The sequence below is a fragment of the Oceaniglobus roseus genome, from assembly GCF_002869745.1.
GTDB lineage: Bacteria > Pseudomonadota > Alphaproteobacteria > Rhodobacterales > Rhodobacteraceae > Oceaniglobus > Oceaniglobus roseus.
In genome coordinates, this window is record NZ_PNOS01000001.1 from 208,730 (window position 1) to 230,983 (window position 22,254).

Consider the following 22,254-nt stretch of genomic DNA (forward strand, 5'->3'; position numbering starts at 1 on the left):
CCCCGCCCGGTCCCCTATCAAGGATCGATGCCACACGGCCCAAGGACGCCCCCCGTGCCCGACCGCAAGCCCGCCCTTCACCTGTTCCGGAACCCGACCTTCCGCACGCTCTGGGTGGCGGCACTGGCGTCCAACTTCGGCGGCCTGGTGCAATCGGTCGGCGCCGCCTGGATGATGACGACTCTGACCGACTCCCAGCACATGGTGGCGCTGGTGCAGGGCTCGGTCACGCTGCCGATCATGATCTTCTCGCTTCTTGCGGGGGTCTTCGCCGACAACTACGACCGCCGCCGGGTGATGCTGATCGCCCAGGGCTTCATGCTGGCGGTGTCCATCCTGCTGTCCTTCATGGCCTGGGAGGGCTGGCTTACCCCCTGGCTGCTACTGTCCTTCACCTTCCTGATCGGCTGCGGCACGGCGCTGCACAACCCGTCATGGCAGGCCACCATGGGCGACATCGTCCCGCGCGACGACCTGCCGTCGGCCGTGGCGCTGAACTCCATGGGGTTCAACCTGATGCGCTGCGTCGGTCCGGCCATCGGCGGCGCCATCGTCGCGCTTCTGGGGGCCGCGGCGGCCTTCGCGGTGAACGCCACCAGCTACATCGCGATCATCTGGGCACTGCTGATCTGGCGCCCGAAACCGCAGCCCCGCAGCCTGCCGCGCGAACCCTTCACCAGCGCCTTCATGGCCGGCCTGCGCTATGTCGCCATGTCGCCGAACCTGATCCGCGTGATCTTCCGCGGCTTCCTCTTCGGTCTGTCCGCAGTCGCGATCCTGGCCCTGCTGCCGGTGGTGGTGCGCGACCTGCTGGAGGGCCGCGCGCTGGTCTACGGCATCATGCTCGGCGGTTTCGGAGTCGGAGCGGTCGGCGGCGCCTTCATCACCTCGACCCTGCGCGCGAAGTTCGAGAACGAAACGGTGGCCCGGGGCGCCTTCGTGGCCTTCGCCGCCTCGGCCGCGGTACAGGGCCTGTCCACCCACTACATCCCCTCGGCCATCGCCCTGCTTGTCGCGGGGGCGGGGTGGGTCGTGGCGCTGTCGATGTTCAACGTCACGGTGCAGCTGTCGACCCCGCGCTGGGTGGTGGGCCGCGCGCTTGCCCTGTACCAGACGGGAGTCTTCGGCGGCATGGCGGCGGGCAGCTGGATCTGGGGGGCGGTCTCCGACGGTTTCGGTGTCGGCGCGGCCTTGCTCGGCACCGCGGTGGTTCTGGTCCTCGGTGCGCTCGTCGGGCTGAAAATGCCCCTGCCGGGCTTCGGGATGCTGAACCTCGACCCGCTGAACCAGTTCAAGGAACCGCCGCTGCGCCTGGATCTGACGCAGCGCAGCGGGCCGATCAACATCATGGTCGAATACATCATCCGCCAGGGCGACGTGCCCGAGTTCCTGTCGGTCATGGCGCTGCGCCGCCGGATCCGCATCCGCGACGGTGCCCAGCACTGGACGCTGATGCGCGACCTTGAACATCCCGACCGCTGGTCGGAAAGCTATCATGTCCCGACCTGGGTCGAATACATCCGTCACAACCAGCGCCGCACCCAGGCCGATCTTGACGCCTACCAGCGCCTTCTCGCCCTGCACCAGGGCCCCGCCGCGCCCCGTGTGACCCGGATGATCGAACGCCAGACGGTGCCCCGGGTCGACGATACCCCGCTGAAGCCCGAACCCGAGCTGCCCGACCCGGGCCAGCAGACCGCCTGATCCCACCGCCGCGCAACGGCCGTGGCCCTCATCCCCGACGGCTGGCGTTCTCCTCGATCCGCAGGAGCGCGGCGGACAGCGCCATCCGCGCTTCGGCCGACAGGCCCGCCAGCATCCGCGCGTCGTGGGCCTCCAAGGCGCGGGCAGCCCGGGCGCACAGGCGTTGCCCCGGCTCCGTCGCGATGAGCTGGCTCGCGCGCCGGTCGCAGGTGTCCCGTTCCCGCGCAACGAGGCCCCGCCGCACGAGTTCATCCACGACCGGTACCATGTTCGGCGGTTCGATGGCGAGTGCCCGCGCCAGGTCGGTCTGCCGCAGACCCGGGGAGTCCACGATGACGGCAAGGGCGGCGAAGGTCAGCCTCCTCAGGCCGAGCGGGGCCAGAGTTGCCGCCGCATCGGCCTGGACCAGGTGAAGCGTCCGCTGCATCTGGTATCCGACCAGTCCCCGCAAACGCGCATCCGGCGCCACGCCCTCGTCTGCCATCAGAAATCGCTGGCGTGCACTGGCTGACAGTCGGCCGGGCGGTGAGGATCTCTTGCCCCTGAGCGCCGCAGCGCGCCAGACAGCCTTGGGGTTCTGTTCGAAGTGCCTTTGATACGCATCGGCGCGCTCCGCCTCGATCCTGTCCGGTCAAGGATTATCGAGAATAACCATCTTTGCAATTCCGCATCCGACGGAGGCGTCCTTTCGGACCACGGAGACGCGAAGACGACTGTGGCCCCCGTGAACGCGGTGACGTCGCCGCGCCGTCGTCACGCGCGGGACGGCCCTTCGCGAAAGCGGTCGCATCCCTGTCTCCTGCCGTCGCCTTGCCGCACGCTCGCCACATTCCGCGTGCGAGCAATTCGTCGTGCTGGGGCGGACGTCCGTCACGCGAAAGATGTCCAGCCGGAACGGCGAACGCTTCCGTAATCCGCTGCGCGGCGGGCCCTGCGCTAGCGGACGATGAACTCGGCGTGCAGGGCACCGGCGGCCTTGATGCTCTTCAGGATGTCGATCATGTCGCGCGGCGCGACGCCAAGCGCGTTGAGCCCCTGGACGACTTCGGACAGGGACGTGCCCGCCGGCACTTCTGCGAGCGCGATGCCGGGATCCTTCTGGATCCCCGCATTGGTCCGCGGCACCACGATCGTCTCGCCCGGGGCAAACGGATTTGGCTGCACGACCAGCGGCGACTCCTCGATCCTGAGGGTCAGGTTGCCCTGGCTGACGGCGACGCGGCTGATGCGCACGTCCTCGCCCATGACGATCGTGCCCGAACTCTGGTCCACGACCACCCGTGCCTTGCGCTGCGGTTCGACCGTGATGTTCTCGATCCTGCCCATGGCATGGGCCGGAGAGCGCAGCCGGGTCGAGGCGATATCGACGAGAACCGTGCCGGCGTCCAGCATCGTGGCCACGCGGCCACTGAGATCGCGGTTGATCGCCTGCTCGATCCGACCTGCAGTCGTGAAGTCCGGGGTTCGCAGGGCCAGCCTGATCGAACTCAACTGCGTGAAATCGAAATCGATCTCCCGCTCGACACGGGCGCCGGACGGGATGATTCCGGCGGTCGGCACGCCCTGGGTCACCGAGGCGGCGTCGCCCTTGGCGATAACCCCCCCCGCCAGGACAGTACCCTGCGAAACAGCATAGATCACGCCATCGGCGGCGGTCAGAGGGGTCATTACCAGCGTGCCTCCCATGAGGCTCGACGCGTCGCCTATGGCAGAAACGGTGACGTCAATCTGGCTGCCGGTTCGGGCGAAGGGGGGCAGGGTGGCGGTGACCAGCACCGCGGCGACATTCTTCGGCCGAAACTGCTCGCCCGTTACGTTGACGCCGAGCCGCTCCAGGATGTTCGCCATCATCTCTTCGGTGAACGGGGCGTTGCGCATACCGTCACCAGTGCCGTTCAGTCCAACCACCAGCCCGTAGCCAACCAGGTCGTTGCCGCGAACCCCGTCGAATTCGACCAGATCCTTGATCCTGACCTCGGCGGCCGCGGTGGGCAATGTCCAGAGGGCAATCAGGAAGAGCGAGACCAGCCGGATCATCGCAGGTATCCGGAAAGCGTCAGCTGCGACAACCGCGCGGTGACCGAAAAAAAGGTTTCAAGCTGCGTCTGCACCGCCTGAAGATTCGTGGCGGTATCGTAGGGGTCTGCGGCCACGAGTGTGGACAAAGCTATCCGGGCCGAGGCGCCTTCGCTGGCGTTGCGTGTCCTGGCGGCGTCGATCCGTTCTTCCAGCACGCCGACATCGCCGCGGAGCGCGGTGATGCGGTTGCTTGCGCCAAGGAGATCCTCGGCAATTGCGCCGATAAGAGCGGAGGCTTCCACCGGTCGCCCGTCAAGCACCCCGCGGTCGAGCAGGGCGGCCTTTGCCGTCGCCGCCAATGCTGCCCGGATCTCCGTCGCACGGGCATCCATCCCGAAGCTCACGGCTTCGCCGGGCCTCATCCGGAACGGGGCCAGTGGAACGGTCGCACCGCGATATCCCGTCGTGTCGAAAGCGCCACCCGGGGCGAACCAGGCGTCCACGGTGTCGGAAATCTCCTGCACCGTCGCAACGGGCGGCAGCGCCGCGGCGAGGGCGTCGAGCATCTCCCGGGCCGGGGCGAGAGGCGGGCTGGCCGTTTCGGCGCCGCCGAAGAGGCTGCGCCCGGCGACCGAGGTGTTCAGCGCACCTACCACGGCCTCGAACCGGCTGGCGGCGTTCGCGGCGAAATTCGCAATCTGCAGCTCGTCCGTGGTGTTGTCCATCGCAAGCGCTGCGCCGGCGAGTGCATCGAGGTGTCCGCCGACCTGTTCCAGGGCCGTCTGTGCGGTCTCGGCGAACAGCGATGCCTCGTCGTTTGCCGTGCCATAGGCGGCAAGGTTGCTTAAACTGCGTTCGAGAACGCTGACCGGGGCCACGTCTCCGGCCAGGGCCGAGCGCAGGTCGGACTTCCGGCCGCTGCTCAACTCCTGCGCCAGGGTGTTCAGGTCCGACCGGATGCGCGCGTTGGTCAGCCGGTTGGAGAAACTCATCGCGAGGTCGCCAATGGATGTCATCATGGCTCAGATCTCCATCAATCGCCGAAGCATGTCGTCCACGGCCTGAATCACCTTCGCATTCGCTGCATAGGATTGTTCGACCAGCAAGAGTTTCTGCATCTCCTGGTCGCTATCGACGCCGCCTGCCAGCTCGCGCTCCCGCAGGGTTGCCGCGCGGGTTTCGGCGAAAGTCTGTTGCTGCTGTGCCCGGAACTCCCGGCTGCCGACCATCGAGAGCAGTTCCGAGAACAGGCCGGCGGCGCTCCGGTCACTGCCGCCGAAGGGCGAGGGACGCGGGATCTCGAGCGCGTCGGAGAGCGCCTGCAGCGTTGCCGCGTTGCCCGGTGGACCCTCGGCCGACGCGTAGAGCCCGTCGCGCAGGCGCCAGACTTCACCGTTGGCCGGATCGACGGCCGCGTTCAGGGAAAGCCGCTGGGCCAACCCGGGAGCGGCCGGCGGGACAAGGACCGCCCCCGCGTCGGTGAGGAGGCCGGGATCGCCAGAACCAAGCGTCGGGTCCACGGCCGGATCCTGGAACCGTTCGATCAGGTCTGCCGCCAGGGCGTCGAGCTGCGACTGTGCCTCCGGGCCGAGGTCGTCCCGGATCCCGAAGGCGGCGGCGAGGCTGCCGCCGCCCATCCGCCCACTTGCCGACATGTCCACGGGGCGTCCGCTCACGGTGAGACCGGACAGGTGTCCGCCGCCGAGGGTCATCCCGGCCGTGATGGCGTTGGACGCGGTAAATCCGATCTCTGCGGCGCGTCCGTCCAGCAGGATCTGCCCGCCCGTCGTCACCAGGGCCACGGCGCCCCTCGCGCGCGGCAGTTCGCGCAAGGGAACCATGGCGGAAATGCTGTCGATCAGCACCTGGCGTTGATCCATCAGCGCGTTCGCCTCGGTCGAGTTGGACTGGACACGGGTGATGCTGGTGTTGAGCCTGGCGATTTCGGCCAGGGCGTCGTTCAGCTGTCCCACCTGTGTCGCGATGCTTCGGTCCGCCGCCAGTCGCTGGTCCTGCACGCCCTGGCCGGCCGCGTTCAGGGCGCTGGCGAGGTCCGCCGCGCCTTCCGCGGCCGACTGCAGGCGCGCGACGGAATCCGGGCGACTCGCCGCCTCGATCAGGCGGCCTTCAAACGTGGCCAGGCGGCCGGGAAGCGACGAGGGGCTGTCCGCGGCGCCGATCAGGTTCTGAAGGCGCGACAGGAAGCCCGCGGGCGTTCGCGCCGCCCCGGCGTCGGCGTCGGCGATGCGACGGTCGGCCAGGACCGCGGCGTTCACGATCCGCGTGACGCCCAAGACCCGGACACCGCCCAGACGGTCGCTGCCAAGCACGACCTCCCGCCGTCCGTAACCTTCGGTGAGGGCGTTGGCGACATTGGACGACACCGCCTGAGCCGAGCGGCTGACCGCGCCCAGTCCGCTGAGGGCGTTGTAAAGGGCATTGGACATGCTCATGACGGTTATCCTTCAGATGGTGGCGCTTCTTGCGATGCGGGCGCTATCGCTTGAGGTTGGTCGTTTCCTGCAGCATCTCGTCGACGGTCTGGACGACCTTGGCGTTGGAGGAATAGGCGCGCTGGGTCTGGATCAGGTTGGTCAGCTCAACCGCGACATCGGTCGTCGACGCCTCGAGCGAGTAGCCGAGCGTCGTGCCGGTGGGGCCGTCACCCGCGTCCCAGAGGAACATCGGACCGCTGTCCGCCGAGAGCTTGTAGGTCTGGTCGTCGCGCGCGGTCAGCCCGTCGGGGTTGGGCACGTCCACCAGCGGCACCTGGTAGATCGGACGGTTGAACCCGGTGTCATAGATCGCCTGCACTACGCCGTCGGGATCGATCTCGACTCCGATCAGGTTGCCGACCGGGGATCCGTTCTTGTCCAGGTTCGTCGGGGCGAAGCTGGCGGCCAGCTGGGTGGTCCCGCCGCTGTCGCCCAGTCTGCCGATCGTCATGTCGATGGTGCCGCCGCCGACGGCCAGGGGCACGCTGCCGGTGGCGGGATCGTACGCCCCGCCGGAAACGGCCGTCACGCTGGCCAGGGTGCCGCCGTCGGCCGCCGTGTCGTTGAAGGTCAGGGTGTATTCGCCGATGATGGCGCCGCCCGAGGCGGAATCGGTGATCGTCATCGTCCAGGTGTTCGAGGATCCGGTGGCGGGGACCGTGGGCGTGTAGGTAATGCTGAGGGATTCCGGCTGCCCGAGGTTGCCGAAATACTCCACCGACAGGTCCACCGGATCGCCGCTGGACCCGGCAGCCGTGTCGGCCGCGGGAAGGTTCACCCTCAGGGAGATCTGGGTCGTCGGGTTGGCGACGAACTGGTTGGTGCCGATGTTGACCGGCTCCAGCGCGGCGCTGGTGTCGCGGGTGACATTGGGCAGCGTCCCGTCCGGATCGAGCGGCCAGCCCATCAGCGCCTGGCCCGAGGCGGTAGTCAGGATGCCCGCGGAATCGGGGCGGAAGGAGGCGGTGGTCATCAGCGACAGCGGCAGCACCCCGGCCCGGCCAACCGCGACACGGTCCGTCACCGGGAGGAAGCCCCGACCCTGCACGCTGATGTCGGTGGGGTTGCTGCTGCCCACGGTCTGGCCGCGCTGGCTGATCAGACGGTGGGTTTCGGCACGGACGCCGCCGGCGGTATAGCGCTGGCGACTTTCGCCCGAACTCACGACCATCGAGTTGAAATCGGTCTCCAGCCGCCGGTAGCCGATGGTCGACGAGTTCGCGATGTTGTCCGAGATGCTGGCCAGCCGCTGGGCGTTGGCGTTCAGCCCGGACACGCTGGCGTACAGCGAGGAGGAGATGGTCATTCAGTCACCTTTCTGATGCGGATCGACATTATCCCCTCACTACAGGACCGCACTTAACAGGCTGCTAACGGCTAAGATTGCCCCTACTTGCCGCGGCCGGATCCCGCCGCTGCGGCCTCCGCCGGGTCACTTGCCGTCGCGCAGCAGGACCAGCTCGATGCGGTTGTTGCGGACCGACAGCGGGTTGCCCGCCACCAGCTCGCGGTCGGCCAGGCCGGTGACGCGGTGCAGGCGGGCGGGATCCAGCGCGGTGCGGTCGACCAGGCGGCGCACCGCCGTGGCGCGGTCGGTCGACAGGTCCCAGACCGGGTTCACCCGCCGCACGACGGGTTCCGAGCGGACGTGGCCGTTGATCGCGATGCGGTTGTCGGCCAGCGCGAAGACGCCTGCCACGACGCCGACCAGATCCTGCAGGAGCGGCAGCGGCCGGGACGAATTGTCGTCGAACAGCTGCTGTCCCGGCAGGTCGAACAGCTCGACCACCAGCCCGACATCGGTCACGCGGGTGACGATGTGGCGGGCCAGATCCTCGCTCACCATGCTCTCGCCGGAGCGCGCGCTCAGCTTGTTGGCCAGGTCCTCAAGCTTGCGGTTGCCCATGTCGCCCTCGGCCTCGCCGGCGCGGTCGCGGTCGACGCCGGACATGCCGCGGGCCTTGTCCTCCTCGTCGTGGTGGCGGGCCGAGGCGCCGGTGCCGTTCTTGGCCAGGCTCTCCTCCGAGAACACCGAGTCGCCGCCGAAGGAATCGTCGCCCCCGCCCGAGACGCGGGCCATCGACACCGTCGGCGCGAAATAGTCGGCGATGCCCTTCCTCTGCGTCTCGGTCGTCGCGTTCAGCAGCCACATCAGCAGGAAGAACGCCATCATCGCGGTCACGAAATCCGCATAGGCCACCTTCCACGCGCCGCCGTGATGGCCGCCGCCGCCGACCACCTTCTTGCGCTTGATGATGATCGGCGCGTTTGCACCCGCTGTCGCCATGTCTCACCCCTTTTCCCACCGTGGGCGGGTATAGGGTGGAGGGGTGAAAGGCCGATTAACCCTTAAAAAACAGGGCTCTTGCCGTCTTCCAGACACATTTCGGCTGCCTTTTCGGCGATCATGATCACGGGTGCGTTGGTGTTGCCGCTGGTGATCGTCGGCATCACCGAGGCATCGGCGACCCTCAGCCCCGCGATGCCCCGGAGGCGCAGCCGCGCGTCGAGCGGGGAGTCCTGTCCCGCACCCATGGCGACGGTACCGACGGGGTGGAAGATGGTCGTGCCGATCTCGCCCGCCGCCTTCACCAGCGCCGCCTCGTCGTCGGAAGGGTTGGCGGGGCGGAACTCTTCGGGGGCGTACCGGGCCAGCGGCGCAGCAGCCATGATCCGCCGGGTCAGCCGGATCGCCCGCGCGGCGACCGCCCGGTCGCGGGCGGCGGACAGGTAGTTCGGCGCGATCACCGGGGCTGCGGCGGGATCGGGTGACGCGATCCTCACCGTGCCGCGGCTGTCGGGGCGCAGGTGGCAGACGCTGGCGGTCAGGGCGTCGAAATCGTGCAGCCCGCCGCCGAAGGCCTCGAGGCTCAGGGGCTGGACGTGGTACTCGAGGTCCGCCGTCGCCACGTCCTCGCCCGACCGCGCGAAGGCGCCGAGCTGCGAGGGCGCCATCGACATCGGGCCGGTGCGCTTCAGCGCATATTCCAGCGCGATCATCGCCTTGCCGTAAAGGCTGGCCGACATGGTGTTCAGCGTCTTCGCACCGCGGACCCGGTAGGCGCAGCGCAGTTGCAGGTGATCCTGAAGGTTGGCGCCGATCCCGGGCACGTCCCGCAGCACCGGGATCCCCATCTCCTGCAACAGCGCCCCGGGCCCGATCCCCGACAGCTGGAGGATCTGCGGCGTGCCGATGGCGCCCGCCGCCAGGATCACCTCGCCCGCCGTCGCCGTCTCCAGCCGGTCGCCCCGCCGGAACAGCACCCCGGTGGCGCGGCCGTGCTGGACGATCACCCGCTCGGTCCTCGCGCCGGTCAGCACCCGGAGGTTCCGGCGGTAGGCGACGGGTTTCAGGAAGGCCTTCGCGGTGTTCCAGCGGAAGCCCGACCGCTGGTTGACGCGGAAATACCCCACGCCCTCGTTGTCGCCGGTGTTGAAATCCGTGACCTTCGGGATACCGACATGCGTGGCCGCCTCCTGCCAGGCGTCGAGGATGTCCCAGCGGAGCCGCTGGTTCTCCACCCGCCACTCGCCGCCCGCGCCGTGGAACTCCGACGGCCCGTCGACGTAGTCCTCGCTCCGCCTGAACAGCGGCAGCACGTCGTCCCAGCCCCAGCCGGTCAGTCCCCGCTGCCGCCAGCCGTCGTAATCCGCCGCCTGCCCCCGGAGGTAGAGCATCCCGTTGATCGAAGAACAGCCGCCGAGCTCCTTGCCGCGCGGATAGAGCAGCGACCGCCCGCCGAGCCCCGGCTCGGCCGCGGTCTTCATCATCCAGTCGGTCTTCGGATTGCCGATGCAGTAGAGATAGCCGACCGGGATGTGGATCCACGGATAGGTGTCGCGCTGCCCCGCCTCGAGCAGCAGCACCTTGCGGCCCCCGGCGCTGAGGCGGTTGGCGAGGACGCAGCCGGCGCTGCCCGCGCCGACGATGATGTGGTCGTAGTCCAAAGGCCTGTTCCTGGGCGGAGAGACCCCGGGGCGCTGCCCCGGACCCCGGAGTAATTAGGGCAAAGAAGAAACAGGGAGGGGTGAGGCTGCCCCCTGCGCGGTCACTTGATGACGATCTCCGGCCCCATCATCTCGGTCGGCAGCCAGGTCGAGAGCCAGGGGACGTAGGTCACGAGGATCAGGAACACGAAGAGCACGGCGAGGAAGGGCAGGGCGGCGCGCACCACGGCCATCATCGGCATCCCCGCGACGCCGGAGGTGACGAACAGGTTCAGGCCCACCGGCGGGGTGATCATCCCGATCTCCATGTTCACCACCATGATGATCCCGAGGTGGATCGGGTCGATCCCGAGCTGGATCGCGATCGGGAAGACCAGCGGCGCGACGATGACGAGGAGGCCCGAAGGCTCCATGAACTGGCCGCCGATCAGCAGGATCACGTTGACCACGATCAGGAAGCCGATGGGACCGAGGCCCGAGGACAACATCGCGTTGGCGATGGCCTGGGGGATCTGCTCGTCGGTCAGGACGTGCTTCAGGATCAGCGCGTTGGCGATGACGAACATCAGCATCACCGTGAGCTTCCCCGCTTCCAGCAGCGTCCTCATCGTGTCGCGGTGGAAGAAGCCCGTGACGACGGCATAGGGCGCGCGGTAGAGCGGCAGCGGCCGCTTGCCCTCGCCGACATAGAGCGGGCCCATGTCGCGGTAGATGAAGGTCGCCACGAAGAAGGCATAGACCGACGCCACTGCGGCGGCTTCGGTCGGCGTGAAGATCGCGCCGGTGACGCCGGGAATGCCGTAGATGCCGACCATGATGATGACGATCAGCAGAAGCCCCCAGAGCGCGTCGCGGAATGAGTCGAACACCTCGCCCCAGCCCAGCCATTCGCCCTTGGGCATCTTCTTGACGATGGCCATGATGTAGATCGTGACCATCAGCATCACGCCCGCGAGGATCCCCGGGATCACGCCGGCAAGGAACATCCGCCCCACCGAGACATCCGTGGCCGAGGCGTATACGACCATGACGATCGAGGGCGGGATCAGGATGCCGAGGGTGCCGGCGTTGCAGATCACGCCCGCCGCGAATTCCTTGGTATAGCCCACCTGCCGCATCGCCACGATGACGATCGAGCCGATGGCGACCACGGTGGCGGGGGACGAGCCCGAGAGCGCCGCGAACATCATGCAGGCCAGCACCCCCGCGATGGCGAGGCCGCCGGGCAGGTGGCCGACGCAGGCGATGGCGAAGCGGATGATCCGCTTCGCGACGCCCCCCGTCGACATGAAGGACGAGGCGAGGATGAAGAACGGGATGGCGAGCAGCGTGTAGTGCCCCGCCATCGCCTGGTAGAGCGACTGCGCCACCGAGGCGAGCGAGGTGTTGGAGAACATCAGCAGGAAGGCGATGGAGCTGAGGCCGAGGGAGACCGCGATCGGCACGCCGATCAGCAGGAACCCGACGATCATCACGAAGAGGAGGACGACTTCCATGGCTCAGGCGTCCCTCATCCGGGTGGCGGCATCGTCCACCGCGTCTTCGGCCTCGTGGCTGACGATCATGCTGTCCTCGTGGCCCTTCCAGATGCGGATGCAGGCCTGCAGCACCCGGAACAGCATCAGCAGGGCCGAGAGCGGCAGCACGACGTAGGGCACCAGCACCGGCATCTTGGAATAGCTGTCGACCACCGTCTCGCCGCCCTCGGTGTAGGAGTTGAAGGTCTTCTCGAGCCAGTCCTTCAGCCCGTCGAAGGGGATCGGGATGTCGCCCGTCTCGGTGAAGCCGAAGCGGCGCGCGTCCCAGTCGAAGCCGGTGGGGAACCAGCGCCCGGTGGTCTTCGGCAGGTCGGCGAAGGGCGCCCAGTAATCCCAGGCCCCCTTGAGGAACAGCACGGCGTAGAGCAGGCAGAGCAGACCCGCGACCAGCGCCACCGCGCGGCGCGGACCGGGCGCGAGCAGGTTCGTCACCGCGTCGACGCCGAGGTGCATCCGGATCTTGAAGCCGTAGGAGACTCCGAGCAGCACCAGCCAGGCGAACATCACCAGCGTGACCTCGAGGCTCCAGATGATCGAAGAGTTGAACCCGTAGCGCAGCACCACGTTGACGAAGGTGAGGACGGTCATCAGCCCCATGAGGACCGCCATCAGCGTCTCTTCGAGGGTGTCGATCACCCCCGGTTCACGCGGGTATCTGCTGTGATCCATCTTCGTCCCGATCCCCCGGAAAACTTGAAACGGCCGCCCGGCCCTGCCGCAGGCGGCTGAAGGCGCCGCGCCCCCGGACGTCCCTCCGGGGGCGCGGCGCGCAGGTTACATCGTCTCGTTGATCTTCTGCGCCGCGTCGATGTTCTCCTGGCCCACCTCGTCGGCGAACTGGTCCCACACCGGCTTCATCGCATCGACCCACTGGGCGCGCTGCTCGGGCGTCAGCTCGCGGATGGTGGACCCGGCGTCGAGGATCAGCTGCCGCGCTTGGGCGTCGACCTTGCCGACCTCGGCGTTGCGCTCCTTCGTGACCTCGTCGAGGATGGTCAGGAACTGCTCCTTCACGTCCGGCTCGAGGCTGTCGAGGAAGTCGACCGAGGTCACGACCATGTAGTCGATGATGCCGTGGTTGGTCTCGGTGATGCCGTCCTGCACCTCGAAGAACTTCTGGCCGTAGATGTTCGACCAGGTGTTCTCCTGCCCGTCGACGACGCCGGTCTGCAGCGCGCCGTAGACCTCGGCGAAGGCCATCGGCTGCGGCGAGGCACCCAGGGCCTCCATCTGCGCAACCAGCACGTCCGACGGCTGGACGCGGAACTTCAGCCCCTTCGCGTCCCCGGGCACCAGCAGCGGCTTGTTCGCCGAGAATTGCTTCATCCCGTTGTGCCAGTAGGCCAGGCCCTGGAGGCCGCGGCGCTGCATCTTGTCCAGCATCGCCTGTCCGGTCTCGGACGCCTGGAAGGCATCGACCGCCTCGATGTTCTTGAACATGAAGGGCAGGTCGAACAGGCGATAGGCCTTGGTGATCGACTCGAACAGCGACAGCGAGGGCGCCGCAAGCTGCACGTCGCCGCGCAGCATCGCCTCGATCACCTGCTCGTCGGTGTAGAGCGTGGAGTTCGGATAGACCTCCATGCACATCTTGCCGTCCATCTCCTCGTTCACCCGCTCCATCAGCAGGTTGGCGGCGATCCCCTTGGGATGCTTGTCGGTGTTGGTGACGTGGCTGAACTTGACGACCGTCTCGCCGGGGTCGCAGGCCGCGAGGGCCGCGCCGGGCACGGCGACGACGGCAGCCGCCAGAGCGGCCTTCAGGAAACTTTTCATGGTGGTCCTCCCATAGGATCTGAAAGGGCGGGTTTTCCCCGCCGCTGCCGGGCACAATGCCAAGGAAACGCGCCCCGTGACAAAGGTAATCGTGGGGGTCGCAGAAAATTTATCCAGATCACGGCTTTATGGCCCCTTCTCAAGGCTTTGGCAGCGCCCGGCGCCGCATGCACCGCGGTCCGCCCGGGCGGCCGGCGACCCCCGCGACGTGATTCGCAATACCCGAGCGTCTCAGCGCAGCGGAAAAGAATCGCGCCAGCGGGCGCGGAACAGCGCCCGTTTCTGCGCGTCCAGCGCCAGCAGCAGGGCCGGGCCAAGCGCGATCGGCCGGCGGATCGAGGCGGCGCTGCCGGGCATGTCCAGAAGCGTGCCGTCCGCCCCGTCGAGCGGCACGATCAGCAGCGCCCGCTCCAGCGCCTCGCGCCCCGGCGGCGACAGCAGGAAGTCGACGAAGGCGCCCGCCAGCCCGGACGATCGCGCCCCGGCGGGGATCATCGCCGCCCGGCTGAGAACCAGCGTGTAGTCCCCCGGCGCCACGACGCCGAGGCGCGCATCCTCCGCCGCCCGCGCCAGGGCATAGGAGCCGAGCACGTTGTAGGCGACAAGAAAGCGCCCCGCGATCACCGCGTCGATGATCTCGGCCGAGCAGCAGGTCGCCACCGCGCCCGCGCCGCCGAAGCTTTCCATCAGCCCGCCGAAGGTCGTCGCCTCCAGCGAATCCGCGAAGGCCAGCAGGTAGCCGAGGCCCGACTCCTCGATGTCGTAGGTGGCGATCCGTCCGCGGAAGCGGCTTTCGGCCGGGCGCAGCAGGTCGAGAAGGTCGAAGCGCGAACGCGGCACCTCGCCCTCGGGCACGAGGTCGCGGTTGTAGACCATGACCGCGGGCTCCTGCGTCACGCCCCACAGCTCGTCCCGCCAGCGCAGCGCCCCCGGCAGGGCCGCCGTCAGGGCCGAGCGCCAGGGCTGCGCGCAGCCCTCGTTCACCAGGTCGACCATCTGGTGCACCGCCGAGCTCAGTACCAGGTCCGCGCCCGCCGCGCCATCGGCGCACTCCGTCCGCGCCAGCCGATAGAGGTCGTTCGACCCCCATTGCTCGTAGTCCAGCCCGACGGTCGGCCGGGTCTCGAGGAAGGCCGCGATGACCGGTCCCATCGCCTCCAGATCGGTGGTCGAGCGCACCACCAGCCGCTCGGCCGCCGCCTCCGGTCCGAAGGCCATCACCCGCTCCTGCGCGAAGGCGCCTTGGACGAGGCAGAGCCACAGCGCCAGCCACCGCATTACGCGGCCCCCTCCAGGCACAGCGCCGCCTCGAACCCGCCCGCGCGCCGCTCCAGCCGCAGCCGCCCGCCGTGCCCTTCCGCCACCGCCGCGGCGATGGACAGGCCCAGGCCGCTGCCCCCGGCCGAGCCGACGAACCGCTCGCCCACCCGTGCCAGCACCGCCTCTCCCGGCCCCGCGCCGTTGTCGCGGACGTAGAGGACCGGACCGCGCACCCCCAGCCGCACCGGCCCCCTGCCGTGACGCAGCGCGTTGTGCAGCAGGTTCTTCCCCGCCTCCGCCAGCGCCACGGCGTCGGCGCGCACCATCACCGGGTCGTCCGGCAGGTCCAGTTCCACGACGCCGCCCGCCGCCTCGGCATCCTCCAGCACGTCCAGCGCGATGTCCCGCAGATCGACCAGCGCCCGCGGCTCGGTGTCCGAGCGGTGGGCGATCAGAGCCTGGCTCAGCATCTGGTCCAGAAGGCGGCTCAGCGACAGCGTGCGTTCATGGATCCGCGCCACGATCCGCGCCCGCGTTTCGGGGTCCGCCTCTCCGGCGGCCAGCTGCGCCTGCGCCCGGATCGCCGCCACCGGCGTCCTCAGCTGGTGCGCCGCGTCCCCGATCAGCGACCGGTTCGACACGAGCTGCCGGTCCAGCCGGGCCATGAAGTCGTTCAGCGGCGACAGCATCTCGGCCACCTCCCGCGGCACCGACAGGTCGAGCGGCGTCAGGTCCGTCGGATCGCGCCCCCGGAGCGCCGCGCCGATCCGCGGCAGCGGCAGCAGGGCCGAGCGCAGGGCGAGCCAGGCGAGAAGGGCGATCAGCGCCCCCGCCGCCCCCAGCACGGCGACGGCATTCCCGGCGATGTCCCGCGCCAGCGCCCGGCGCGCCAGCAGGGTCTGGCCGACCACCACCGTCACCGGGCCGGAGAAGCTGCGCTCGGCAAAGCGCCGTGTCAGCGCGACATAGCGGGCCGCCTCCGCGCCGAAGGCCCCGTCGTAGAACACAGTCTCCCCCGCCTCCCGCGGCAGCGGCGCCGCGGCGCTTCCCGTCACCGTCTGCCCGTCGGGGCCGGTCACGCGATAGCGGATGCGGTCGTCCGGGGCGAAGGCCAGCAGCTCGAACGCCGTCACCGGCATGTCGACCACCAGCGTCCCGTCGCGCACCGAGATCGACTCGGCGATGCTCTGCGCGGCGCCGAGCAGCAGCCGGTCGTAGATCTCCCGCGCCGCCTGCCGCCCGTAGCCGAGCGCGGCGGCCAGCACCACGATGCCCCCCGCCACCAGCACCGCCGCCATGGCGAGCGCCACCCGCGCCTTCAGCGAGATCGCCGGCCGCCGCAACGCCTCAGCCACCCTCGGCGATCCTGTAGCCGAGCCCGCGGTGCGTCTCGATCACCGCGCCGCTGCCCGCCAGCTTCTTCCTCAGCCGCGCGATGTAGAGCTCGACCGCGTTCACCCCCACTTCGCTGTCGGCGAAGGAGAACAGCCCGTCGAACAGCCGCTCCTTGCTCAGGATGTGTCCCGGGTGCCCCATCAGCAGCGACAGCAGCGCCATCTCCCGCCGGGTCAGCGGCAGCGGCTTGCCGCCCACCCGCACCACCTGCGCCGAGGGGTCGTAGTCGATGGCGCCGAGCCTCAGCCGCGCCTCCACCCGCCCGGCCTCGCGCCGGGTCAGGGCGCGCACCCGCGCCTCCAACTCGCGCAGGTCGAAGGGTTTCACGAGGTAATCGTCCGCCCCGTCGTCCAGCGCGTCCACTCGCGCCGAGACCTCGATCCGCGCCGTCAGCATCAGCACCGGCACCCGGTTTCCGCCCCGCCGCAGCGACCGCAGGAAATCCCGCCCGTCGCCGTCGGGCAGGTTGATGTCCAGCACCACCACGTCATAGCCCTGCACGCCGACATGGTCCCGCGCCGCGGCGAGGTCGCCCGCGATGTCGCAGGCATAGCCCGCCCGCCCCAGCGCGGCCGCCACCGCCTCGGCCACGTCGGCCGCATCCTCCACCACCAGCACGCGCATGACGTCCTCCCTGCCGGAGCCTAGTGCGCCGGGACCGTCCCCTGCAACAGAGCGTGCATGCCGCCCTTCCGTCACGGGGGATGGGTGAATCACCCATCCTACGCGCCGCGCCGATCGTAGGGTGGGTGATTCACCCACCCGCCCCGGCGAAGATCGGCGCAGCCTGCGCCCTTCCGCGGCATGACAGGTCCATGACAGGTCCGCGCCCTATAGGCTTTCCCAAGGGCCGGGACACAACGGACCCGGCCCGTGATATCTGTGGAGGAGACCACCATGACACTCACCGCCCTCCGGCGCGGCCTGACCGCTGCCGCCCTGATCGCCTGCGCGCCGCTGTCGGCCCTGGCCCAGGACTTCACCCCCTCGAACCCCGAGTGCATCGCCCCGGCGAACCCCGGCGGAGGCTGGGACTTCACCTGCCGCCAGGTCGGCAAGTCGCTCCAGGACGAAGGGCTGATCCCCTCGACCATGCAGGTCGTGAACCTGTCGGGCGGCGGCGGCGGCGTGGCCTTCGCCGAAGTCGTGAACAAGCGCAACGACGACAACGACCTGATCGTCGCCGCCTCCTCGGCCACCGCGACCCGGCTCGCCCAGAACGCCTTTCCGGGCAACACCATGGACCAGGTCCGCTGGCTGGCCTCGGTCGGCGCCGACTACGGCGTGATCGCCGTCGCCAAGGACAGCGAGATCAACACCCTGCCCAAGCTGATGGACAAGATGAAGGCCGACCCGAAATCCGTCGCCATCGGCGGCGGCTCGGCCGTCGGCGGCTGGGATCACCTGAAGGTACTGATCGCCGCCCAGGAAGCCGGGATCGAGGACGTCCGCCAGGTCAAGTACATCGCCTTCGCGGGCGGCGGCGAGGCGGTGACCCAGCTTCTGGCCGGCTCGCTCCAGGCCTTCACGGGCGACCTGTCCGAGGCCAAGGGCTTCGTCGACTCCGGCGACATCAAGGTGCTGGCGGTGCTTGCGCCCGAGCGTCTGGGCGGCGAGTTCGCCGACATCCCGACCGCGAAGGAGCAGGGGATCGACGCCATCGGCGCCAACTGGCGCGGCTTCTACGCCCCCGGCGGGATGAGCGACGCGGCCTACGACTACTGGGTCGACGCCATCGCCAAGCTCTACGCCTCGGACGAGTGGAAGCAGGTGATGGAGACCAACGGTCTTGCCCCGCTCGACCTCCACGGCGCCGAGTTCCAGGCCTTCGTGCAGGAGTCGGTGAACAACATCACCGCCCTCTCGAAAGAGATCGGCATCATCCAGTAACCGGGCACCTTGCCCGCCGCCCGTCCCCGAACCCCCGGGGGCGGGCCATCCACGTCCGGGAGGGGACATCCATGAGCGACCGCATCTTCGGCGGCATCGGCCTTCTGCTTGCCGCCATCTTCGCCTGGCAGGCGACCATCATCCAGGAGAGCTTCCTCTCCGATGCCGTCGGCCCCAAGACATTCCCGCTGGTGATCGCCGCCGTCATGGCGCTGTCGTCCCTCTATTTCCTGGTCAAGCCCGACCCCGAGCCGGAATGGCCGACCATGGGCCGCCTGGCCGAGATCGGCCTCGCCGTCCTCGTGATGATCGCCTATGCCGAGCTTCTGCCCGAGGTCGGCTTCCTGATCGCCACCGCCGTCGCCTCCGCCTATCTCACCTGGCGCCTCGGCACCAATCCGCTGCAAAGCCTCGTCGTCGGGGTCTGCACCTCGGTCGGCATCTACGTCGTCTTCAAACTGGTGCTGGGGCTCTCGCTCGCCTCCGGTCCCCTCGGATTCTGAGGCCGCATCCATGGACACCCTCGCTTCCCTCGCCGACGGCTTCGTTGTCGCGCTGACCTTCCAGAACATCCTGCTGGCCCTCGTCGGCTGCTTCCTCGGCACGATCATGGGCGCGCTGCCGGGCCTCGGGCCCAGCAACGGCGTCGCGATCCTGATCCCCGTCGCCTTCACCCTCGGCCTCGGGCCGACGCCCGCGCTGATCCTGCTGACCTCGGTCTACTACGGCGCGATGTACGGCGGCCGGATCTCGTCGATCCTCCTCAACATCCCCGGCGACGAACCGGCGCTGATGACCTGCCTCGACGGCTACCCGATGGCGAAACAGGGCCGTGCGGGCGAGGCGCTCGCGCTGTCGGGCATCGCCAGCTTCGTCGGCGCCTTCTTCGCCACCTGGGGCCTCGTCCTCCTCGCCCCGCAGCTCGTCAAGGTCGCCCTGCTGTTCGGCCCGGCCGAATACTTCGCTCTGTTTACCCTCGCCTTCGCCACCCTCGGCGGCATCTCGGCCACCAACCAGGCGAAATCCGCCTTCGCCGCCGCCCTCGGCCTCGGCCTCGCGATGATCGGCGTCGACACCCAGACCGGCGTGCCGCGCTTCACCTTCGGCGAGGTGCACCTCTACGACGGCATCGACTTCCTCGTCGCCATCGTCGGCCTGTTCGCGCTGTCCGAGGTCTTCATCTTCCTCGAACACCGCGGCTCGGCGGAAGAGGAAGCCGCCAAGCCGAAGATCGAGATCGGCAGGATCGTCCCCTCCTGGGGCCTGATCCGCTACTGCACCCCCACGATGCTGCGCTCGACGGTCCTCGGCTTCATCGCGGGCGTCCTGCCGGGGGCGGGCGCGTCCCTCGGCTCGTTCATCTCCTACTCGATCGAGAAGAAGGTGGTCGACTCCTCGGGCAAGACCTTCGGCAAGGGCGACCCGCGCGGCGTCGCCGCGCCAGAGGCCGGCAACAACGCCGCCGCCGGGGGCGCGCTGGTGCCGATGCTGGCCCTCGGCGTGCCGGGCTCCGGCACCACCGCGGTGCTGCTCGCCGTGCTGCTGTCGCTCAACATCACGCCGGGGCCGCTCCTGTTCTCGCAGAACCCCGACGTGGTCTGGGGCCTGATCGCGGCGCTGTTCATCGGCAACCTGATGCTGCTCGCCATGAACATTCCCATGGTCGGCCTCTTCACCCGCGTCCTGATGGTGCCGCCGCGGATCCTGATGCCGGTGGTGGCGATGATCTCCTTCGTCGGGATCTACGGCATCTCCGGCTCCAGCTTCGACCTGCTGGTGATGATCGCCTTCGGCGTCGGCGGCTGGGCGCTGAGGAAGCTCGACGTGCCGCTGGTGCCGGTGATCCTCGGCACGCTGCTCGGCAACGAGATGGAGGTGAACCTGCGCCGCGCCGTCACCATCGACGACGGCAACTACGGCATCCTCGTCGGCTCGCCACTCGCCATCGCGCTCTGGACCATCGCCATCGTCGGCTTCATCCTGCCGATCTTCGTCGGCGGCATTCTGAAGCGGCGTATGAAGCAGGCCCACGAGGAAGGGTCGCTGACGGATTGATCGGATCCTGCCCCGACCGGACCGCAGACCGGGCATCGGCCCGGTCTGCCCATTCCAGACCCACAGTGCTCCGTCGCCATGGCCCGATGACTCGCGAGCCGAGCTTCAACCCGGGAAGCCCCTCCGGAGGGGCGACTTCACCACCCGCGCCTATCGTCATCGGTCACACCGGCAGAGCCACAGCCTCCTGGCGCATCGAACCCCGCGCTTCGCGTTGGGAGCCGTTACATATCCGCCCCGGCAACGGCGTGCGTGATTGCCTCATCTCGCCGACGCGCCGGACCTGACCCCACGTCGACCCGGTTGTCGGGGGCGGATGCTGGGGCGTTCAGACGCCGTTCTCCTGCCGCCAGGTCGGCAGCAGATCGCCCTCCGCAGGGCGCGCCAGAAAAACCGCCCGCGCGATCGACCGCGCCACGCAATGCGCCGCCGCGGCGCCGATCCGCAGAACGGTGGAATCGTCAACCTCGACACCACCGGTGGACAGCGCGAACACGATATCCCCGTCATGTGGCGTATGCGCAGGCACCACCGCCCGGGCGATCCCGTCATGGGCCGCCACCGAAAGCCGGTGGCACTGCGCCTTGGTCAGCCGCGCGTCCGTGGCCACGATGCACAGGGTGGTGTTGCCGCCACCCCGTGCCGCCAGCATCTTGCGGCTCTCCCCGATCTCCGCCAGCCCGCCCCGCGGATCCGGCCCCAGCCCGCCGAACTCGTCCCCGACCTCGAAGGGTGCCGCCCAGAAATGCCGGTCCCCCGGCGTCGTGACGCTGCCCACCGGGTTCGCCGCCACCAGCGCCCCGACCGTCACCCCCTGCTCCAGCACGAAGGACGCCGACCCCAGCCCGCCCTTCTGCCGGGCCGCCAGCGCGCCCGTTCCCGCGCCGACCGAGCCGAGGGCGAAGTCCTGCGAAGCCGCCGCGAACGCCGCCCGCCCGAGCGCGCCATAGGGGTTCACCCCCCACCCCTTGTCCCCGCCGTTCAGCAGGTCGAACAGGATCGCCCCGGGCACCACCGGCACCCGCGCGGAGCCCACGGCAAACCCCCGCCCGGCCTCCCGCAGCGCCGCCGCGACACCCGAGCAGGCGTCCAGCCCGAAGGCGGACCCCCCCGACAGGACAATGGCGTCCACCGCCTGCACCGACTTGTCCGGCGCCAGAAGATCGGTCTCGCGCGTCCCCGGCGCGCCGCCCATGACGTGGCAGGACGCCACGAAGGGCGCATCGCCGACCACCACGGTACATCCCGATTTCAGCACCGGGTCCGAGGCCTGTCCGACCTTCAGACCCGGCACGTCCGTCAACAGGTTCCGCGCTCCGACCTTCACCACACGCCCCATCTTCGCTTTCCAGAATTCCCGCGGGGGCCCACATTGCGTGCCATGGGCGCAAGCGCGATGGCGACGGGTGTGAAGCCCCCGGTCCCGCCCTCAGATGCAGCGCCCACCATCGACCTCCATCACCACCCCGGTCACCATCGAAGCCTCGCCCGAACAGAGATAGAGGGCGGCGTTCCCGAGATCTTCCGGGGTCGAGAACCGCCCCAGCGGAATGGTGGCAAGGAACTTCGCCCGCATTTCCGGCGTGTCCTCGCCCATGAAGGACTTCAGCAGCGGCGTCTCCCCCGCCACGGGCGCCAGCGCGTTCACCCGCACGCCGGAGGGCGCCAGCTCCACCGCCATCGCCTTGGTCGCCGTGATCATCCAGCCCTTCGAGGCGTTGTACCAGTTGAGCCGCGGCCGCGGGCTCAGCCCCGCGGTCGAGGCGATGTTCAGGATCGCCCCGGTCCCGCGCGCCTTCATCTGCGGCACCAGCGCCCGCGCCGTCAGGTAGACCGATTTCACGTTGACCCGCAGCACCCGGTCGAAGTCGTCCTCGCTGACCTCCTCCATCGGCGCGGGCAGGTGGGTGATCCCGGCGTTGTTCACCAGGATGTCGACGTCGCCGATGGCCTGCACCGCCGCCTTTGCCATCGCGTCGACGCTGGCGCCGTCGCCCACGTCCACCGTCACGGCGACGCCACCGATCTCCTCGGCCACCGCGCGCGCCGCATCGCCGTTGATGTCGGCGCAGACCACCCGGGCGCCCTCGGCCGCGAAGCGCCGCGCGATCCCGGCGCCGAAGCCCGATCCGGCGCCGGTGACGATGGCGCCCTTTCCGTCCAGTCTCATGCTC

Annotated in this window: 19 protein-coding genes; 4 read left to right on the plus strand and 15 right to left on the minus strand. The window is 69.2% G+C overall.

All coding sequences use genetic code 11. The features are described 5' to 3' along the window. Positions 1-54 precede the first annotated feature (54 nt). The gene (locus A7B20_RS01030) at positions 55-1,704 is read left to right on the plus strand and encodes an MFS transporter (RefSeq protein ID WP_216641154.1); all 1,650 of its coding nucleotides are present in this window, start codon (positions 55-57) and stop codon (positions 1,702-1,704) included. A 28-nt stretch (positions 1,705-1,732) separates the two neighbouring features. On the opposite strand, the gene A7B20_RS01035 is transcribed toward A7B20_RS01030, so the two are convergent. The 13 genes from A7B20_RS01035 to A7B20_RS01095 all read right to left on the minus strand — a co-directional run bounded on the left by A7B20_RS01035 (position 1,733) and on the right by A7B20_RS01095 (position 16,759). Next, on the minus strand, positions 1,733-2,131 hold the full coding sequence (locus tag A7B20_RS01035; protein ID WP_245866445.1) for a MarR family winged helix-turn-helix transcriptional regulator: 399 nt from the start codon (positions 2,129-2,131) through the stop codon (positions 1,733-1,735). Positions 2,132-2,640: 509 nt separating this feature from the next. Beyond that, entirely contained in the window at positions 2,641-3,741 is a 1,101-nt protein-coding gene (locus A7B20_RS01040; RefSeq protein ID WP_102106683.1) for a flagellar basal body P-ring protein FlgI, read from the minus strand. Beyond that, on the minus strand, positions 3,738-4,742 hold the full coding sequence (locus A7B20_RS01045) for a flagellin (protein ID WP_102106684.1): 1,005 nt from the start codon (positions 4,740-4,742) through the stop codon (positions 3,738-3,740). The genes A7B20_RS01040 and A7B20_RS01045 overlap by 4 nt, the downstream gene beginning before the upstream one ends. Positions 4,743-4,745: 3 nt before the next feature. Then, on the minus strand, positions 4,746-6,176 hold the full coding sequence (gene flgK, locus A7B20_RS01050) for a flagellar hook-associated protein FlgK (protein ID WP_102106685.1): 1,431 nt from the start codon (positions 6,174-6,176) through the stop codon (positions 4,746-4,748). Positions 6,177-6,219: 43 nt separating this feature from the next. Then, positions 6,220-7,524 carry a flagellar hook protein FlgE gene (locus A7B20_RS01055; RefSeq protein ID WP_102106686.1) on the minus strand — a complete coding sequence of 435 codons (1,305 nt, stop codon included), beginning with the start codon at positions 7,522-7,524 and terminating at the stop codon, positions 6,220-6,222. A 126-nt stretch (positions 7,525-7,650) separates the two neighbouring features. Further along, the gene (locus A7B20_RS01060; RefSeq protein WP_102106687.1) at positions 7,651-8,505 is read right to left on the minus strand and encodes an OmpA/MotB family protein; all 855 of its coding nucleotides are present in this window, start codon (positions 8,503-8,505) and stop codon (positions 7,651-7,653) included. Between the two features lie 62 nt (positions 8,506-8,567). Beyond that, positions 8,568-10,166 carry a GMC family oxidoreductase gene (locus A7B20_RS01065; RefSeq protein ID WP_102106688.1) on the minus strand — a complete coding sequence of 533 codons (1,599 nt, stop codon included), beginning with the start codon at positions 10,164-10,166 and terminating at the stop codon, positions 8,568-8,570. Positions 10,167-10,267: 101 nt separating this feature from the next. Continuing rightward, a complete protein-coding gene (locus A7B20_RS01070; protein ID WP_102106689.1) occupies positions 10,268-11,662 on the minus strand; it encodes a TRAP transporter large permease in 1,395 nt (464 codons plus the stop codon). Positions 11,663-11,665: 3 nt separating this feature from the next. After that, positions 11,666-12,373: a TRAP transporter small permease gene (locus A7B20_RS01075; RefSeq protein ID WP_102106690.1), complete on the minus strand. Its 708-nt coding sequence runs from the start codon at positions 12,371-12,373 to the stop codon at positions 11,666-11,668. Positions 12,374-12,478: 105 nt separating this feature from the next. Further along, on the minus strand, positions 12,479-13,480 hold the full coding sequence (locus tag A7B20_RS01080) for a DctP family TRAP transporter solute-binding subunit (RefSeq protein WP_102106691.1): 1,002 nt from the start codon (positions 13,478-13,480) through the stop codon (positions 12,479-12,481). 231 nt (positions 13,481-13,711) lie between these two features. Next, entirely contained in the window at positions 13,712-14,758 is a 1,047-nt protein-coding gene (locus tag A7B20_RS01085) for an ABC transporter substrate-binding protein (RefSeq protein ID WP_102106692.1), read from the minus strand. Further along, complete coding sequence (locus A7B20_RS01090; protein WP_245866446.1) at positions 14,758-16,095, minus strand: sensor histidine kinase; 1,338 nt, start codon at positions 16,093-16,095, stop codon at positions 14,758-14,760. Before A7B20_RS01090 ends, A7B20_RS01085 begins: the two co-directional genes overlap by 1 nt. Further along, positions 16,088-16,759, minus strand: coding sequence for a response regulator (locus A7B20_RS01095; protein WP_102106693.1), 672 nt, complete (start codon positions 16,757-16,759; stop codon positions 16,088-16,090). Before A7B20_RS01095 ends, A7B20_RS01090 begins: the two co-directional genes overlap by 8 nt. A 273-nt stretch (positions 16,760-17,032) precedes the next feature. Between A7B20_RS01095 and A7B20_RS01100 the strand changes: the two genes are divergently transcribed. The 3 genes from A7B20_RS01100 (at position 17,033) to A7B20_RS01110 (ending at position 20,080) form a co-directional block, all read left to right on the plus strand. Next, positions 17,033-18,025, plus strand: coding sequence for a Bug family tripartite tricarboxylate transporter substrate binding protein (locus A7B20_RS01100; RefSeq protein ID WP_102106694.1), 993 nt, complete (start codon positions 17,033-17,035; stop codon positions 18,023-18,025). A 71-nt stretch (positions 18,026-18,096) separates the two neighbouring features. Then, on the plus strand, positions 18,097-18,528 hold the full coding sequence (locus A7B20_RS01105; protein ID WP_102106695.1) for a tripartite tricarboxylate transporter TctB family protein: 432 nt from the start codon (positions 18,097-18,099) through the stop codon (positions 18,526-18,528). Between the two features lie 10 nt (positions 18,529-18,538). Next, complete coding sequence (locus tag A7B20_RS01110; RefSeq protein WP_102106696.1) at positions 18,539-20,080, plus strand: tripartite tricarboxylate transporter permease; 1,542 nt, start codon at positions 18,539-18,541, stop codon at positions 20,078-20,080. Between the two features lie 328 nt (positions 20,081-20,408). On the opposite strand, the gene A7B20_RS01115 is transcribed toward A7B20_RS01110, so the two are convergent. Then, positions 20,409-21,419, minus strand: coding sequence for a P1 family peptidase (locus tag A7B20_RS01115; protein WP_102106697.1), 1,011 nt, complete (start codon positions 21,417-21,419; stop codon positions 20,409-20,411). A 90-nt stretch (positions 21,420-21,509) separates the two neighbouring features. After that, positions 21,510-22,250: an SDR family oxidoreductase gene (locus tag A7B20_RS01120; RefSeq protein ID WP_102106698.1), complete on the minus strand. Its 741-nt coding sequence runs from the start codon at positions 22,248-22,250 to the stop codon at positions 21,510-21,512. Between the last annotated feature and the right edge of the window lie 4 nt (positions 22,251-22,254).